The sequence below is a fragment of the Sandaracinomonas limnophila genome (genome assembly GCF_004005965.1).
Classification (GTDB): Bacteria; Bacteroidota; Bacteroidia; order Cytophagales; family Spirosomataceae; genus Sandaracinomonas; species Sandaracinomonas limnophila.
On record NZ_SACY01000002.1, the window covers coordinates 364,578 to 381,560 of the forward strand.

A 16,983-nucleotide genomic window follows, 5' to 3' on the forward strand; every position below is an offset into this window, starting at 1 on the left:
AAAAATAAAACAAAAAATTTAAAGGGTTAGGTTTTAATTTAAGGGGTTAGGTTTTTAATTTAGGGTTAGGTTTTATAACAATTAGTGGTTTTGATGTTTCAAAATTACAAGACTGAAATTTAAGAAAAGTTGTGATTTTGCAACTTTTTCAATTTTTATGAAAAAATTTGGAATTATTGGTTCGGGAATTGCAGGAATCGCATTGGCAATAAGAGCAGCTAAAAAAGGGTATAAAGTGCACGTTTTTGACAAAAACCCCTACCCAGGAGGCAAATTAAGTCAAATTACCCTGCAAAATTACCGATTTGATGCGGGTCCCTCTCTATTCACCTTACCTCATTTGGTGGAAGAATTATTTGAACTCCATAGTAAAAACACAAGAAATTATTTTTCGTATCAAAGACTTCCAGAAATATGTAATTACTTCTGGACAGATGGAACTCAACTCAAAACCTACCAAGAAATTGACCAAACAATCCAAGAACTTGCCAGTGTTTTAGGTGAAGAAGAAACGCTACTTAAACAATATTTCAATCGAATAAAACAAAATTATGAAATTCTGAATCCCCTATTCATTGAAAAATCTTTACATAAATTCAGCACCTGGACAAGTAAAGAAGCCTTGAAAGGATACACAAACATTCCAAAACTTGGACTGTTTTCTACAATGAATCAATTTAACAAAAAGCAATTCAAGAACCCTAAAACGGTTCAATTATTCAATAGATATGCCACATACAATGGATCAGACCCCTACCAAACTCCTGCAACTTTAAGCATAATCCCGCACCTTGAATATCATTTAGGAGCCTATTTCCCCAAGGGAGGAATGATTGAAATAGTAAATTCTTTGGTAAAATTGGCACAAGAAGTAGGAGTAGAATTCCATTTGGGAGAAGAAGTACAAAAGCTACTAATTGAAAAAAATAAAATTTTGGGATTTCAAACTGCCAAAAACAGGTATGAATTTGACCAGGTTGGGTCCAATTTAGACATTGAGCTTTTTTACAAAAAATTTATTTTAGCAAACGAAATACCTGTAAATTATTCAAAATTAGTCCAAGAAAAATCAAGCTCTGGAATTATTTTTTATTGGGGCATCAATCGAACTTTCAAGGAATTGGGCGTTCACAACATCTTTTTTTCAGACAATTATCAACAAGAATTCACCGAAATATTCCAAGAAAAAACAGTTGCTCTTGACCCCACCGTTTATGTGCACATTTCCTCCAAAGTAGAAAAAAACGATGCCCCTGAAAATGCTGAAAATTGGTTTATTTTAGTGAATACACCAGCCAATTCGGGACAAAACTGGGAGGATTTCGCTCGAATTACCAGACAAAAGGTCATAGACAAAATCAATAAAATTCTAAAAGTTAACATAGAAGATCAAATTGAGGAAGAGGATTATTTAGACCCCATCCGAATTGAAAATCGAACAGGTTCCACCGGCGGAGCCTTGTATGGGAATTCATCTAATAATAAATTTTCTGCTTTCCTAAGACATCCAAACTTTAAAAAATCAATTGAAAACATTGTTTGGGTTGGAGGAAGTGTACATCCCGGAGGAGGTATCCCCCTATGCCTATCTTCTGCAAAAATTGCAGCTGAATCTTTAAAGGATTAAGGGAATTTATATAGCTTTGCAAAAAATTTAAGCAAATGATTCAAAGACCCCAATCGATATTTTTAGCCCTAGTTATTGTCTGCCAAGTGTTTGTGTTAACCGGTGTAAGAATTTGGACAAAAATTCACATCGACGGACAAGAGGTTTTTGTTACTATTACGCAAATGCAACAAGTATTGAATGGGAAGGATATTGCTGAAACATCTCATATTGCGCTTTCAGGATTATTAGGCGCGTCCTTGGTATTAACCATCGGAATTTTATTTTCCTTTAAAAACAGAATGCGTCAAATGATGATGGGTTTAATCAATTCCATGCTCATAGCTGGAACGGTTGGATATGCCTTTTTCATTATTTTCAAACAGGCAATTCCTCTATTCGCTCCAGAGCAAAATGGAAAATATGACCTAGGATTTTATGCCTTAGTTATTGCCCTTTTAGGAAATATGATTGCCAACAGACTGATTAGAAAGGATGAAATGTTAGTGAGAAGCTCGGATAGGATGAGATAGAAATTTTTAATTGTTAATTGTTAATTGTTAATTGTTAATTGATAATTGTTAATTTCTGAAACAACCCCATAACTCATAACCCATAACTCATAACCCATAACCCATAACTCATAACTCTAAACAATTCCCTCCTTCAACAAATCGTGTAAATGGACAAAACCAACGGCTTTTTGGTTTTCTAATACTACCAATTGTGTGATATTTTTTGATTGCATTGTTGCCAATGCCTCAGTTGCAAATTCATTGGAATTTATTGTTTTGGGATGGGTATTCATCATATCCTGAATAGTTAATTTAGACCAATCGGAATGATTTTCCAACATTCTGCGAACGTCGCCGTCAGTGATAATTCCCAATAAGTTGTCTCCATCAACTACTGCTGTTGCACCCAATCGTTTAGAAGAAATTTCATGGATTGCGTCTTTTATAGAAGCATTTGGACCAATTTGTGGAAATTCGTGTGAAGGATAAATGTCAGCAACTTTTAAATACAACCGTTTCCCCAATGCGCCGCCGGGGTGGTATTTGGCAAAATCTTGTGCAGAAAATCCACGTGCTTCCAACAAGCAAATAGCCACTGCATCTCCTAAAGCCAAAGCAACGGTAGTTGAAGTAGTAGGAGCTAAATTAAGAATATCGGCCTCCTTTTCTGCCAAAGCATGCAAACGAAAATCTGCCTGTTGACCCAAATAGGAATCCAAATTGGAAACCATTGCAATCAAAGTAACACCCAACCGCTTAATCAATGGAACCAAAACTTTAATTTCGGGTGTATCTCCCGATTTAGAAATGCAAATTACGGAATCCCCCTTTTGAATCATCCCTAAATCACCATGAATGGCATCAGCCGCGTGCATAAACAAGGCGGGAGTCCCTGTAGAATTGAAAGTTGCCACTAATTTTTGGGCAATTATAGCCGATTTACCAATACCTGTAAAAACCACTCGCCCCTCCTGATGCAACAAATGTTCAATACAAGAAATGAAAGAGTCATCAATTAATTCACTTACACGCAGAATTGCATTCGCTTCTTCTTGCAAAATTTTTTTTGCTGTAGATTCAATATTTTTGCTTAATTTCAATTTACAGAGTTTTTGGTGCTACAAAGATACCATAAAAGAAATTAAAGAGTAGGAACACTGAACCATTGTTTTTGATATATGCCTAATTCGATTTCAAATGATGTTTTAAAAGATCAGCTTAAAAAGACCTTTGGGTTTGACCAATTTAGGGGTGAACAAGAGCACATCATTCAAAATACCTTAGCAGGAAACCACAGCTTTGTACTAATGCCTACGGGTGCCGGCAAATCCTTGTGCTATCAGCTGCCTGCCATTGTAATGGAGGGAACAGCCATTGTTATTTCACCGCTCATTGCCCTCATGAAAAATCAGGTGGACCAGATGCTGGCCTTTGGTATCAATGCCCAATTTTTAAATTCTTCCCTAACAAGAGTAGAAATTAATAAGGTGAAAACGGAAATTTTGGCGGGCAAGGTCAAGTTACTTTACATTGCGCCAGAATCACTAAATAAACAAGACAATCTATCGTTTTTAAAACAAGCAAACATATCGTTTGTTGCCATAGATGAGGCTCATTGTATTTCCGAATGGGGCCATGATTTTAGACCAGAGTATCGAAAAATCAAATCCATCATTGAAGAGGTTAATCCGAAATTACCTATCATTGCGCTTACCGCTACAGCAACTCCTAAAGTTCAACAGGATATTCAAAAAACCTTAGGACTTGAAGATGCAAAGGTTTTCAAATCCTCTTTCAATAGAAAAAACCTTTATTACGAAATCCGTTCTAAACACGAGGTTGATAAACAATTGATTCGTTATATCAAATCACATACAGGTAAGGCAGGAATTATATATTGTCTAAGTCGTAAAAAAGTGGAAGACGTTGCCGACCTTTTGTTGGTCAATGGAATTAATGCACTTCCGTACCATGCTGGGTTGGACCCTCAAATTAGAATCAATAACCAAGAGGCATTTTTAAACGAAGAAGTGGATGTAATGGTGGCAACCATTGCGTTTGGAATGGGAATCGACAAACCGGATGTGCGTTTTGTAATACATTATGACGCTCCTAAATCTTTAGAAGGTTATTATCAGGAAACAGGTAGAGCCGGCAGAGATGGTTTAGACGGAACCTGCATCTTATTTTTTGATCATGACGATATTGAAAAATTAGACAAATTCAATAAAAATAAAGGGGTTTCGGAAAAAGAAAATGCCAAAATTTTATTGGCCGAAATGGAAGATTTTGCCAATTTAGGAATTTGTAGAAGAAGGCAATTACTTCATTATTTTGGAGAATATTTAGGAGAAAATTGTGGATTTTGCGACAATTGTCAACACCCTACCCAAAGTTTTAAGGCAGAAGAAGAGGCGGTTTGGGTTCTAAAAACTATCCAAGAAACAGAAGGAAAATTTACCATTGAACACATTGCCGACATTTTAGACGGCACACAAAATCAATTTGTTGAAAGTTATGGACACGACAAATTAGAATATTTTGGGAAAGGTGCTAATCCATTCTGGGCAAAGGCTGAAACAGATGAAGAAGACGAAGATGAGGATGACGAAGATGAGGAAGAGTTAGATGATGACTTTGATGATGAGGAGGAGGAAAAGCCGAAAACCAAAAAGAAAAAAGCTAAAAAATTAAAATCGAAGAAAAAAGAAGAGGAGAATATTATTCAAGTTTCACCTTGGATTTCATTTATCAAGCAATTGTCGATTTTTGGATTGCTAGAAAAAGATATTGAAAACATTGGCTGCTTAAAAATCAGTACCAAAGGAGAAGAATTCATTCAAAACTCCTATCCTCTAACCTTCCAAAAAGATCATGATTATAAAAAAGAGGTTCAAGATGCAATAGACGAAGAGGAAAATGCAGGGATGAATGCAAAGGCTTACGACCAAGAGCTTTTTGAAGTATTAAAAAATCTACGTAAAAAAATTGCGAAGGAAAAAAACCTTCCCCCATTTGTTATTTTCCAAGACCCTTCCTTAGAGGAAATGGCAACTACATACCCCGCCACGCAAGAAGAAATGGCTCAAATAAATGGGGTTGGTATGGGAAAAGTAGTTAAATTTGGGAAACCATTTTTAGAGGTCATCAACCGATACGTTGAAGAAAACGAAATTGAAACTGCGAAAGAGGTTGTAGTTAAGTCCACTGTAAACAAATCCATGATAAAAATTTACATCATCCAGCAAGTGGATCGTAAAATTGATTTGGACTTGATTGCAGAACAAAAGGAATTATCAATGGAGGAATTAATCAACGAAATTGAAGCCATTTGTTATTCTGGAACCAAATTAAATCTGGATTATTATATCAATCAAGTCATTGAGCCAGACAAGCAGGATGAAATTTATGATTATTTCTTAAATGCTGATACCGACAATATTTCTCAAGCATTGGAAGATTGCGATATTGACGATGTAGTGGAAGAGGAACTTCGATTAATGAGAATTAAATTTTTAAGTGAGTTAGCAAATTAAATTTATGAACGTTTTATTACTAGGGTCAGGAGGAAGAGAACATGCGTTTGCTTGGAAAATGTCCCAAAGTCCGCTTTTAAGCAACTTATACATTGCCCCAGGGAATCCGGGTACAGCTGAAATTGGCACGAATTTGCCGATTGCGGTTACCGATTTTGAGGGAATAAAAAGTGCAATTATTAGTCATCATATAGAGTTGGTAGTTGTTGGTCCTGAGGAGCCCTTAGTAAGAGGCATCAGAGATTTTATTGAGGCCGATGCAATGATTTCGCATGTGGGTATTGTGGGTCCAGGAAAATTAGGTGCACAATTGGAAGGAAGTAAAGATTTTTCCAAAAATTTCATGAATCGTCATAAAATCCCTACTGCAAAATCTGAAACTTTTATAAAAGATACTATTGAGGAAGGATTGGCCTATTTGGCCAATAATGTTTCCTTCCCAATCGTCTTAAAGGCCGACGGTTTAGCTGCAGGAAAAGGGGTAATTATTGCTCAAAACTTAAAAGAAGCTCAAGATACCTTGAAAGAAATGTTGTTGGATGCCAAATTTGGCGATGCAAGTTCTAAGGTGGTTATTGAAGACTTTTTACATGGCATAGAATTATCTGTTTTCGTATTAAGCGATGGTGAAAACTATGTTATTTTACCCGAGGCGAAAGATTATAAAAGAATTCGAGATAATGACGAAGGCTTAAATACGGGTGGCATGGGTGCCGTTTCTCCTGTACCTTTTGCCAATGAGAAATTCATGGAAAAGGTAAAGTCTAAAGTTGTTGAACCAACTATCAAAGGACTTAAAGAAGATGGAATCCCTTACCAAGGTTTTATTTTTATCGGATTGATGAACCAAAATGGAGATCCTTCTGTAATTGAATACAACGTCCGAATGGGTGACCCAGAAACAGAAGTAGTATTACCGAGAATCGAATCAGATTTCTTATCTTTGTTGTTTGCGGCTTCTAAAGGGAAGCTGAATGGCATAAAAATTGCATTGAGTGAACAATTTGCCGTTACCACGATGTTGGTTGCTGGCGGATACCCGGAGGATTATCGCAAGGGCGATGTGATGTCGGGCTTTGATCTAGTGAAAGATGCAATTGTATTCCATGCAGGCACCAAAGAGCAGGATGGCAAAATTGTTACATCGGGTGGACGCGTAATGGCCTTAACGGGCATGTCAAACACCTTAGAAAGTGCAATTCAAAAATCCCAAAAAGCAGCAAATGCCATTCAATACGAAGGCAAACATTTTAGAAAAGATATAGGTTTGGATGTATTGAGGTACAAACCTTAAAAAAAATATACAATGGCTTGTAAGTCTTGTTCAACAGGAGCTTGTGGTTCCATTTCTGGAGACCAAAAAGTAAGCGGCTGCCAAAGTAATGGTGGTTGTGGCTCGGGTGGTTGCAATAAAATGAACGTTTTTGATTGGTTAACTGATGTGGACGTACCCACGTTCCAGCGTTACCCAATTGTAGAAATAAAATTTAAAGGAGGTAGAAAAGAGTATTTCAAAAATGCTGACTCACTTTCTTTACATACTGGTGATGCCGTCATGGTAGATACTGGCACGGGGGCCCACCTAGGTATTGTTTCACTTCAAGGGGAGTTGGTTCGATTGCAATTGCTCAAAAAAGGGATTAAAGATGATGATTCCATCAAAAAAATTCTTCGACTAGCAACTGAAAAAGATATAGAAAAACACGAATTATCTATTTCAAAAGACATTGCTGCCATTCATAGATCTCGAGAAATTATTCGAGATTTAAAATTAAATATGAAATTGTCGGACGTCGAACATCAATCTGATGGTGTTAAAGCGACTTTTTATTATTCTTCCGACGACCGCGTGGACTTCCGCGAATTAATCAAGGTACTAGCGAATGAATTCAAAGTTCGTATTGAAATGAAACAAATTTCTTTGCGACAAGAGGCGGGAAGAATTGGAGGTATAGGAATTTGCGGTAGAGAATTGTGTTGTTCTACTTGGTTAACCGACTTTAAAAACGTAACAACTTCTGCAGCGAGATACCAAAACCTTTCTTTAAATCCAGTAAAATTAAGTGGCCAATGTGGTCGTTTGAAATGTTGTTTGAATTATGAATTGGAGACCTACATGGACGCCATCAAACATATTCCAACACTTGAAGGAAAATTAAAGATTAGAAAAGGGAATGCCAGCCTTCAAAAAACTGACATTTTCAAACGAATGATGTGGTTTGCAGTAGAAGGTGAAGAAAGCAATTGGGTGGCAGTAGGTTGTGACAGAGTGGCTGAAATTATCGAATTAAATAAAAAAGGAATCATTCCTGAATCTTTTGAAAATCTGAGTCCTGATAGTCCTGTAGTGGAAAAACTTAGTATTTCTGAGTTGAATTCAGACTTAGAAAGAATGGATAAAAAGTATGCGAAAGGCGGAAAAAGAAATCCTTCGCAACAAAAGGGAGGTTTTAGAAACGAAAGAAGAGATAATAGAGATCAGAGACCTAGAGACGAGAGACAGGGTAATAGAGACCAGAGGCCGAGAGACCAGAGACCGAGGGAAGATCGACCTGTTCAAGGACCGCGTGTGAATCCGCCGGGAGAGTTAAAAACTGACAATGCAAATACAAATGCAGGTCAAGAAGGAAATAAGCCTAAGAAAAAATTTAAAAAGAAATTCAGACCCAAACCAAATGGAGGAAATGACAAAAGCACTCCGTCTGCTGAATAATTTTCGTGTATTCCTTTTGATATTTTCATTGGGTATTATCTTTCAATCCTGCCAAATTGAGCCTGGATTTGAGGAAAATACATCTATGGGAACCAACGGATGGCCTGAAAAACAAATTGTTTCCTTTAAAATCCCAGAAATTCCTGAAAATGGACAGTATCAACTTTTTGTCAATATTAGACAAAATGAAGATTATCCTTTCTACAATTGTTATTTTATTCCTCAAATAAAAGACAGTAAAGGTAAAATTCTAAAAAGAACCTTAGCAGAAGGTATCTTTTATGACCCCAAAACAGGCAAACCCAAGGGAGAAGGGTCTGGAAATTTATACAACCATTCCTATTTGATTTTTGATAAATTAAGCTTTAAAAAAGGCGAAAAATTAACTATTGAAATCAACCAATTCATGCGTCGAGATACCCTACAAGGTATTTTTTCGGTTGGATACACCTTAAAACCAATCAATAAAGATGGCAAAAATTGATGAAATAGATAAGCAAATATTGTCGTTTCTAAACGAGGATGCCTTTATTTCAAACAAAGAAATGGCCACTCGGTTAGGAATGAGCCCCACACCTATCCACGAACGAATCAAAAGAATGGAACGTGATGGGGTTATCAAGGGATATAAGGCCATTATAGACACCCACAAATTGGGAAAAACTTTAACTGTATTTTGTGAAATAACACTTAAAGAACATGCTGCCAATTATTTGAACCAATTTGAAAAGGATGCTATGGCCCTGGCAGAGGTTCAAGAATGCTACTGCGTGTCCGGAAACAGCGATTTTTTACTAAAAGTGGTAGTTTCCGATATGGATGATTACCGAAATTTTATTTTGCATAAATTAGCAAGTATTAAAAATATTGGGAATGCCCAAAGTCATTTTGTGATGAATGAAGTAGAAAATAAAACATTTTCCCCATGGTTTCCTTCATAAAACCTACAAAATGGGATAAGATTAAAAGAATTAAACAGTAAATTGCCTAATAAAACCTATTTATATTTCAGAAAATGAATAAAAGCACAAAAACACTTGTCACAATCCTTGCAATTTTATTAATTGTTGGATTAGCCTTTTATCCGAAAATCAAAAAATTAACTGCCGAACCAGATAAAAAAGAAGCAGGAAAAGATAAAGGAGGAAAGGGTGGTCCCGGAGGAAAAGGTGGCAAAACTGCCGTAGTAGTAACTGTGGTAAAGCCTACCCGTTTAGATGACATGATTAGTTCCACAGGTAGTATTTTGCCAAATGAAGAGGTTGAAATACATGCTGAAATTTCAGGAAAAATCATCCAACTAAATTTAAAGGAAGGCGATATCGTTCAGCAAGGAGGTATCCTTTTTAAAATAAACGACGATGACTTGCAAGCTCGTTTGCGCAAACTGAGTTTCAATAAAAAGTTGGCAGAAGACAATGAGGCCCGCCAAAAAGTTTTATTACAAAAGGAGGCAATTTCGCAAAGAGAATATGACATTGCTGTAAATTCAGTCAATACGATCCAAGCTGACATTGAAGATCTAAAAGTGCAAATTTCAAAATGTATTGTAAAGGCTCCCTTCTCGGGAAGAATCGGTTTCCGTTACGTAAGTTTAGGAAGTTACATTACCCCTTCCACAAAAATTGCAACTTTGACCAGCTCCAATCCTGCAAAAATTGAATTTGCAATTCCTGCAAAATATGCAAATGCTATTCACAGAGGAAACACAATCGAATTTACAACTGAAAACGAAGAGGTAACCTATAAGGGAAATGTATATGCAATCGACCCAAAAATTGATCCGCAAACAAGAACCCTACAAATCAGAGCAACATCACCTAATCCAGCGAACAAATTGGTACCAGGTGCCTTTGCAAAAATTGATTTAATCCTGAAATCCAAAGGTTCTGCGATTATGATACCAACAGAAGCGATCATTCCGGAAGCAAGAGGAAACAAAGTGTTTTTGGTGAAAAATGGCAAATCGGTCCCTCAAATGGTCGTTTTAGGAACAAGAGGAGACAAAACAGTTGAAATCCTGTCAGGACTTTCAAAAGGAGATACTCTTATCACAAACGGAATCATTCAAGTGAAACCAGACGGAGAAGTAGAAATCAAAGAAGTAGTGGAATAAATCCGCCATGTATTTTTTGAATCCCAAAATATGGAAATTTAAGTTTCAAAAGCTTGCCTACACTTGGCAGGCTTTAAAAGCGTATAGTAAAATTTGGCAGGACATTCAAAAACAAAAGTCCGCCAATCCCGACAAACAATTTATCGGAATTTTATTAGCAGAGCACCTTGGAGATATCGTTGCTGCAACACCTATCCTTAAGGAATTAAAAGCAAAATATCCAAGCGCACATATTTCCTGGATAGTCAAACCTGCTTATGCTTGTTTGTTAGATAACAATCCATTTTTGGATCAAATAATAAAAGAAAAAAATCTGCTAACCAGCATTTGGTTGACGAAAAAGAATCCTTTCGATCATTTGTATAATCTACATTTGAATCAACTTAGATATGACAATTTTTACAAAATCTGGTTGGAAAATCCACAGGCCGACAATCTTGGATTAACCTATAAAAATTATTTAAATAAATATACCCTGTTGGAAATGTTTTCTCGATTAGCAGGCTTAGCCTTAAAAGAGGAAGCACCCAAATTATATCCATCCCTTCAAAAAAAACAAATAGAACACGAATATTGGATAATTCATAGAAAATCTAATTCAGATGAAAAAGATTGGAAAGATGAAAAATGGATGGATTTGCTTCCAAAAATATGGGAAAAATTTGATGTTCAAATAGTAGAAATTGGAACAGAAAACGGTCTAGAAATTAAGGATAAACGGTTTATTTCATTGGTAGGAAAATCTGATTTACCAATTAGTATGCAATGGATACAGCATGCCTCATTTTATATTGGAGTAGATTCTGGGCCTGCTCATATTGCCAATGCCTTTGAAATTCCTGGATTTATCATTTGTGGTAAATACAAGAATTTTGAAGAATATATGGTGTATTCAGGAGCCTATTTAAAACAAGATATTGCAACAGTTTTTTTCAAAGATGGAAAGGTTCCAGCTGAACATACCGTTGATGAAATTTTTAAAAATATTGAAAAAACCTATTTAAAAAGCCAAGTAGAAATGCTTGAACAATAAAAATTATGGCCTCTTTATCAGAAATTAGCATTAAAAGACCCGTACTTTCGGTTGTGATGTCCATCACAATCATCGTTTTCGGAATCATCGGTTATTCTTTTTTAGGTATTCGAGAATACCCTTCAGTTGACCCACCTGTAGTAACAGTTCAAACTGCCTATACAGGGGCGAATGCCGATATTATTGAATCCCAAATTACCGAACCTTTGGAAGAATCTATCAATGGTATTCCAGGTGTAAGAACTTTGACCAGCTCCTCACGTGATGGTCGTTCAACCATTACGGTGGAATTTGATGTTGCTGTTAACATTGAGGATGCTGCCAATGATGTTCGTGACCGCGTATCTCGGTCCATGGCACTTTTACCCAAAGACGTAGATCCACCAGTCGTTTCCAAGGCTGATGCGGATGCCATGCCAATTTACAATGTAAATGTATTTTCAAACTCACGAGATATTTTAAGTTTGAATGAAATTGCTACGAGAAATATCAAAGAAAAATTTCAAACAGTAGCTGGTGTGAGCTCAGTTCAAATGTGGGGTGAGCAAAAATATGCTATGCGTTTACGAATTGACCCCGAACGATTAGCTTCATTTAGATTAACAGCACCTGATATCGCAAATGCACTAACAAAACAAAACATAGAATTGCCTTCGGGAAGTATTGAAGGAGCTAATACCGAACTTACTGTTCGTACTCAAGGGCGACTTACCACAGTTGAGGACTTCAACAATATGATTATCAAGGAAGAAGGTGATAAAGTTGTTAAATTTTCAGACGTAGGATATGCCGAATTAGCTTCTGAAAACGACAAAACTCTATTCAAGAGAGACTTACAAAAAATGGTTTCTATTTCGGTAATTCCTCAGCCAGGATCAAATCAAATTCAAATTGTTGATGCAATCCGCAAAAAAACCATACAAATTCAATCTACACTTCCTAAGGATGTAATTATGAAGGAAGGATTTGATAATACAAAATTCGTAAGACGATCAATTGAAGAAGTAGAAGAAACCATCATGATTGCCATTTTCTTGGTAACAATCATCATTTTCCTTTTCTTAAGAGATTGGCGATCAACCATTATCCCTCTTACTGCAATTCCTGTTAGTTTAATTGGCGTATTTTTCCTAATGTATGCCGTCGGTTTTTCCATCAATGTACTAACACTTTTAGGGGTAGTTCTTTCCATTGGACTTGTAGTTGATGACGCAATCGTTGTTCTGGAAAATATTTTCTCAAAAATTGAAGAAGGAATGACCCCGTGGAAAGCAGCCATTGAAGGTTCAAAAGAGATTTATTTTGCTGTAATTTCAACGACCATCACACTCGCAGCAGTATTTTTACCAGTTATCTTTTTACAGGGTATCACTGGCCGCTTGTTTAGAGAATTTGGAATTGTTGTAGCAGGATCAGTGATCATATCTGCCTTTGTTTCCTTGACCTTGACTCCCATGTTAAGTTCAAAGCTATTGAAAGGTGGCCACCATCAACCATGGTTTTACCGCGTAACAGAACCTTTCTTCGTATGGTTAACCCAGGCTTATCAAAATTCATTAGAGGGCTTCTTAAGAATCCGCTGGTTTGCATGGGTTTTAATGATTTCTTTAGTTGGTATCATTTATACCCTATTCAAATTCGAAGCTATTCCTTCCGAATTAGCACCCTTAGAAGACCGCGGAGCTATTCGTATTAATAGTACGGCTCCAGAAGGGGTAACATTTGATTACATGCTAAATTATACCGATGCAATTTCCAAATTTTTAATGGATGAAGTACCAGCGAAAGAAAGAACAGCTGTTTATGCATTTACTTCCCCTTCATTTGGAAATGGTGGTTTCAACTCAGGAAATATGCGCGTATTATTAACTGAGGACAAAAAAAGTCGAAGGTCTCAGCAAGAAATTGCAGAAAGTTTACAAGGAAAAATTAAAAAATATACTGGAGCAAGATCTGTAATCATTCAAGAACCTACTTTGTCAACCGGACAAAGAGGTGGCGGTGGCCTTCCTGTTGCTTTCGTAGTACAAGCTCCAAATTTCCCTGCCTTGAAAAAAATGATTCCACAATTTATGAGCAAAGTGCGCGAATCATCCAAATTTGAAATGGCAGATGTTAATTTGAAATTTACAAAACCAGAGCTACGCCTTGAAATTGACAGGGCAAAAGCGCAAAACTTGGGAATATCAATTCAAGATATAGCTCAAACTTTGCAATTAGGACTTTCCGGACGTCGTTTCGGATATTTTGTAATGGAGGGTAAACAATACCAAATTATTGGACAAATCAATAGACCAAAACGTAATGATGTAACCGATTTAAAATCGCTTTACGTAAAAAATAATAGAGGAGATTTAATTCAACTAGACAACTTAGTTAAAATTACTGAACAAAGTACACCACCACAATTGTTCCGCTACAATCGTTATGTGGCAGCAACCGTTTCTGCCCAATTAGCCAAAGGTGTAACTTTAGGAGAGGGTTTAAATGAAATGGATAAATTGGCTAAAGAAACTTTTGACGTTTCTTTCTCCTTTGGATATGATGGTCAAAGTAAGGAATTTAAAGAGTCAAGTTCATCTTTATTATTTGCGTTCGCCTTGGCTATTTTGTTAATTTATCTAATTCTTTCGGCACAATTTGAAAGCTTTATTGACCCATTCATTATCTTATTTACCGTTCCATTGGCGGTAGCTGGAGCCTTATTAAGCCTTTGGGATTTCAGCCAAACCTTAAACATCTTCTCCCAAATTGGCATTATTGTTTTAATTGGTCTTGTAACCAAAAATGGTATCCTAATTGTAGAATTTGCAAACCAAAGAAAAGAAGCTGGCTCCGAAAAGAAGCTGGCAGCAGTAGAGGCTGCAGTGGCTCGTTTCCGACCAATTGTCATGACCTCTCTTTGTACTATTTTAGGTATTTTACCAATTGCATTGGCCTTAGGCTCAGGATCTCAATCAAGGGTTTCAATGGGTATTGCTGTGGTAGGGGGAATGCTGTTCTCAACCTCTCTAACTTTATACATCATCCCAGCTATTTACAGTTATTTGTCGAGAAACCTGAAAGCCAAAAAAGAAGAAATTGAAAATCTGGAATTAGTAAACCATGGGTAAAAAAGAAATTTGGATGCAACGTGCCCTTGACCTCGCCCTTTTGGGACAAGGCCAAGTTGCTCCAAATCCTTTAGTTGGTTGTGTTATAGTAAAAGATAATCGAGTAATCGGAGAAGGCTGGCACCAACGATATGGTGGTCCACACGCGGAAGTAAATGCTGTTAATTCAGTTTCAAACACCGATGATTTAGAGAACAGCGAGGTATATGTAACACTTGAGCCTTGCAGTCATTTTGGCAAAACCCCTCCATGCGCTGATTTACTAATCACCCACAAAGTTGGTAAAGTTTATATTTGCAATGTAGACCCAAATCCTTTAGTGGCCGGAAAAGGAATAGAAAAACTTAAAAATGCCGGCATTGATGTGCAATCAGGAATTTTACGTGAAAAAGGAACAATTATCAACCAAAAATTCTTCACTTTTCATAAAGTAAAAAGACCCTTTATAACCTTAAAATTTGCTTGTTCAGCTGATGCCTATATAGCAAAAAAAAATGGGGATGCTGTTCAATTTAGCAATTCTGTAAGTCAACAATTGGTTCATAAATTACGAGCAGAACACCAAGCAATTTTAATTGGGGTAAATACAGCAAACAACGACAACCCATCTCTAAGCACTAGAGATTGGCCTGGCAAAAATCCTTTGCGCATCATTTTAGACCCCTACAATAAATTAAAGCCAGATTTAACCTTATTAAAAGATGAAAACCCAACTTGGATTTTCAATAAAACTCTGCAAAAAGAAAGTTTTGGAAAATTTTGGTGGAAAATTTCTGCCGAAAATTCAATAGAGTTTCTTCAAGAAGTATTAAACTTTTGTACTGAAAAAAATATACAATCTATTTTAGTAGAGGGTGGCTCTCAAACTTTACAAAACTTCATTGAAAGTAATTTGTTTGATGAATTAATTCAAATCACTAACAATGAAATCGAATTGCAAGAAGGCATAAAAGCACCACAGATAAACCTTAGGTTTCAAACAAATAAAACATTTGGCACAAATAATACGTGGCAAATTTGGAATCGCTTAAAGGAATCCGAAAATTTGAGCTAATAAATATAAATTCAGACTCAAAATAAAAGCAGAAATAGCCCAAGAAATAAATTGTAAAAACTTAGAATTGACAAATTCTCCCATCTTTTCCTTATCACTCGTAAACATGACTAAAGGAATTACAGCAAAGCTCAATTGCATGGAAAGGACTACTTGAGAAAGCACTAACAAATCATTTATCTTAGATTCACCCCATAGCCAGGTCACAAAAAAGGCAGGAATTACAGCAATTAGACGAGTCAGCAGTCTTCGAATCCAGGGTTTTATCCGTAAATCCAAAAATCCTTCCATTACAATTTGTCCCGCTAAAGTACCTGTAACTGTAGCATTTTGACCAGAAGCTAACAAGGCTATGGCAAAAAAAGCCGAAGCAAACCTATCGCCCAACACAGGATTTAATAATTGATGGGCTTCACGAATATCCGCTACCTGCTGATTTCCCGTCACATGAAAGGCAGCAGCAGCTAAAATCAATATCCCAGAATTGATGAAAAAGGAAAAACCTAATGAAAAACTGGAGTCATAAGTCGCAAACTTGATAGCATTTGCTTTTCTGTCTCCAAAGGCTCTTGTTTGAACAATACTAGAATGCAAATACAAATTATGCGGCATTACTGTTGCCCCCAAAATACCTATAGAAACATATAGTTGCTTAGAATCTAATAATATACTTGAAGAAGGTAATAATCCTTTAGCAACCGCACCCCACTCAGGTTGAGAAACAATCAATTCATATCCAAAACTTAAGGAAATAATGGCTAACATTGCCATAACAATTGCTTCAAGCTTCCTAAATCCCCTATTTTGAAAATATAAAATGAGAAATACATCCAAAATAGTTATAAAAATTCCAACTAAAATAGGAATATCAAATAACAAATGAAGGGCCAATGCAGACCCAACTACCTCAGCTAAATCACAGGCAGCAATGGCCACCTCACAAATAATCCATAAAAATATAGCTACTGGTTTTGAAAAAGCATCCCCACAGGCCTGAGCTAAATCTCTACCTGTTGCAATGCCTAATTTTAATGCCAAATGCTGCAAAATCATTGCAAAAATGCTTGAAACTAGGATAACAAATAATAAGGTATATCCAAATGATGCCCCACCAGCCAAGTCGGTAGCCCAATTGCCCGGGTCCATATACCCCACGGCCACCATAAATCCTGGACCCAAAAAAGCTCTGATAGTTTGCCAAAAACCTTTACCCTCTGGTACAGGTATTGAAGCAAAAACTTCTCTAAGCGTATTTTCTTTCCTGTCTGATTTCCAATTAGCCACGGCAATTGTTAAT

13 protein-coding genes are annotated in these 16,983 nt (G+C 36.5%); 11 read left to right on the plus strand and 2 right to left on the minus strand.

What is annotated here, in order from left to right; translation table 11 throughout:
• The first annotated feature begins 157 nt into the window (after nucleotides 1-157).
• Together crtD and EOJ36_RS05195 are read left to right on the plus strand one after the other, a co-directional pair.
• The gene (gene crtD / locus EOJ36_RS05190; protein ID WP_127803049.1) at nucleotides 158-1,627 is read left to right on the plus strand and encodes a 1-hydroxycarotenoid 3,4-desaturase CrtD; all 1,470 of its coding nucleotides are present in this window, start codon (nucleotides 158-160) and stop codon (nucleotides 1,625-1,627) included.
• 35 nt (nucleotides 1,628-1,662) lie between these two features.
• Entirely contained in the window at nucleotides 1,663-2,139 is a 477-nt protein-coding gene (locus EOJ36_RS05195; protein WP_127803051.1) for a DUF4293 domain-containing protein, read from the plus strand.
• Nucleotides 2,140-2,255: 116 nt separating this feature from the next.
• On the opposite strand, the gene EOJ36_RS05200 is transcribed toward EOJ36_RS05195, so the two are convergent.
• Entirely contained in the window at nucleotides 2,256-3,221 is a 966-nt protein-coding gene (locus EOJ36_RS05200) for a KpsF/GutQ family sugar-phosphate isomerase (protein ID WP_127803053.1), read from the minus strand.
• A 78-nt stretch (nucleotides 3,222-3,299) separates the two neighbouring features.
• Between EOJ36_RS05200 and EOJ36_RS05205 the strand changes: the two genes are divergently transcribed.
• The 9 genes from EOJ36_RS05205 to ribD all read left to right on the plus strand — a co-directional run bounded on the left by EOJ36_RS05205 (nucleotide 3,300) and on the right by ribD (nucleotide 15,686).
• Nucleotides 3,300-5,657, plus strand: a complete 2,358-nt coding sequence (locus EOJ36_RS05205) for a RecQ family ATP-dependent DNA helicase (protein ID WP_127803055.1) — start codon at nucleotides 3,300-3,302, stop codon at nucleotides 5,655-5,657.
• A 4-nt stretch (nucleotides 5,658-5,661) separates the two neighbouring features.
• Nucleotides 5,662-6,951, plus strand: a complete 1,290-nt coding sequence (purD, locus tag EOJ36_RS05210) for a phosphoribosylamine--glycine ligase (RefSeq protein ID WP_127803057.1) — start codon at nucleotides 5,662-5,664, stop codon at nucleotides 6,949-6,951.
• A 12-nt stretch (nucleotides 6,952-6,963) separates the two neighbouring features.
• Nucleotides 6,964-8,370: a PSP1 domain-containing protein gene (ricT, locus tag EOJ36_RS05215; protein ID WP_127803059.1), complete on the plus strand. Its 1,407-nt coding sequence runs from the start codon at nucleotides 6,964-6,966 to the stop codon at nucleotides 8,368-8,370.
• Nucleotides 8,342-8,854, plus strand: a complete 513-nt coding sequence (locus tag EOJ36_RS05220; protein ID WP_164847850.1) for a gliding motility lipoprotein GldH — start codon at nucleotides 8,342-8,344, stop codon at nucleotides 8,852-8,854. The genes ricT and EOJ36_RS05220 overlap by 29 nt, the downstream gene beginning before the upstream one ends.
• Nucleotides 8,841-9,311, plus strand: coding sequence for an Lrp/AsnC family transcriptional regulator (locus EOJ36_RS05225; protein WP_127803063.1), 471 nt, complete (start codon nucleotides 8,841-8,843; stop codon nucleotides 9,309-9,311). The genes EOJ36_RS05220 and EOJ36_RS05225 overlap by 14 nt, the downstream gene beginning before the upstream one ends.
• A 74-nt stretch (nucleotides 9,312-9,385) precedes the next feature.
• A complete protein-coding gene (locus tag EOJ36_RS05230) occupies nucleotides 9,386-10,486 on the plus strand; it encodes an efflux RND transporter periplasmic adaptor subunit (protein ID WP_127803065.1) in 1,101 nt (366 codons plus the stop codon).
• Between the two features lie 16 nt (nucleotides 10,487-10,502).
• Nucleotides 10,503-11,519, plus strand: a complete 1,017-nt coding sequence (locus tag EOJ36_RS05235; protein ID WP_164847851.1) for a glycosyltransferase family 9 protein — start codon at nucleotides 10,503-10,505, stop codon at nucleotides 11,517-11,519.
• A gap of 5 nt (nucleotides 11,520-11,524) precedes the next feature.
• Nucleotides 11,525-14,632 carry an efflux RND transporter permease subunit gene (locus EOJ36_RS05240; protein WP_127803069.1) on the plus strand — a complete coding sequence of 1,036 codons (3,108 nt, stop codon included), beginning with the start codon at nucleotides 11,525-11,527 and terminating at the stop codon, nucleotides 14,630-14,632.
• Nucleotides 14,625-15,686, plus strand: coding sequence for a bifunctional diaminohydroxyphosphoribosylaminopyrimidine deaminase/5-amino-6-(5-phosphoribosylamino)uracil reductase RibD (ribD, locus tag EOJ36_RS05245; protein WP_127803071.1), 1,062 nt, complete (start codon nucleotides 14,625-14,627; stop codon nucleotides 15,684-15,686). Before EOJ36_RS05240 ends, ribD begins: the two co-directional genes overlap by 8 nt.
• Here the strand turns inward: ribD and EOJ36_RS05250 are convergent.
• Nucleotides 15,660-16,970, minus strand: a complete 1,311-nt coding sequence (locus tag EOJ36_RS05250; protein ID WP_238944412.1) for an Nramp family divalent metal transporter — start codon at nucleotides 16,968-16,970, stop codon at nucleotides 15,660-15,662. The genes ribD and EOJ36_RS05250 overlap by 27 nt on opposite strands.
• Between the last annotated feature and the right edge of the window lie 13 nt (nucleotides 16,971-16,983).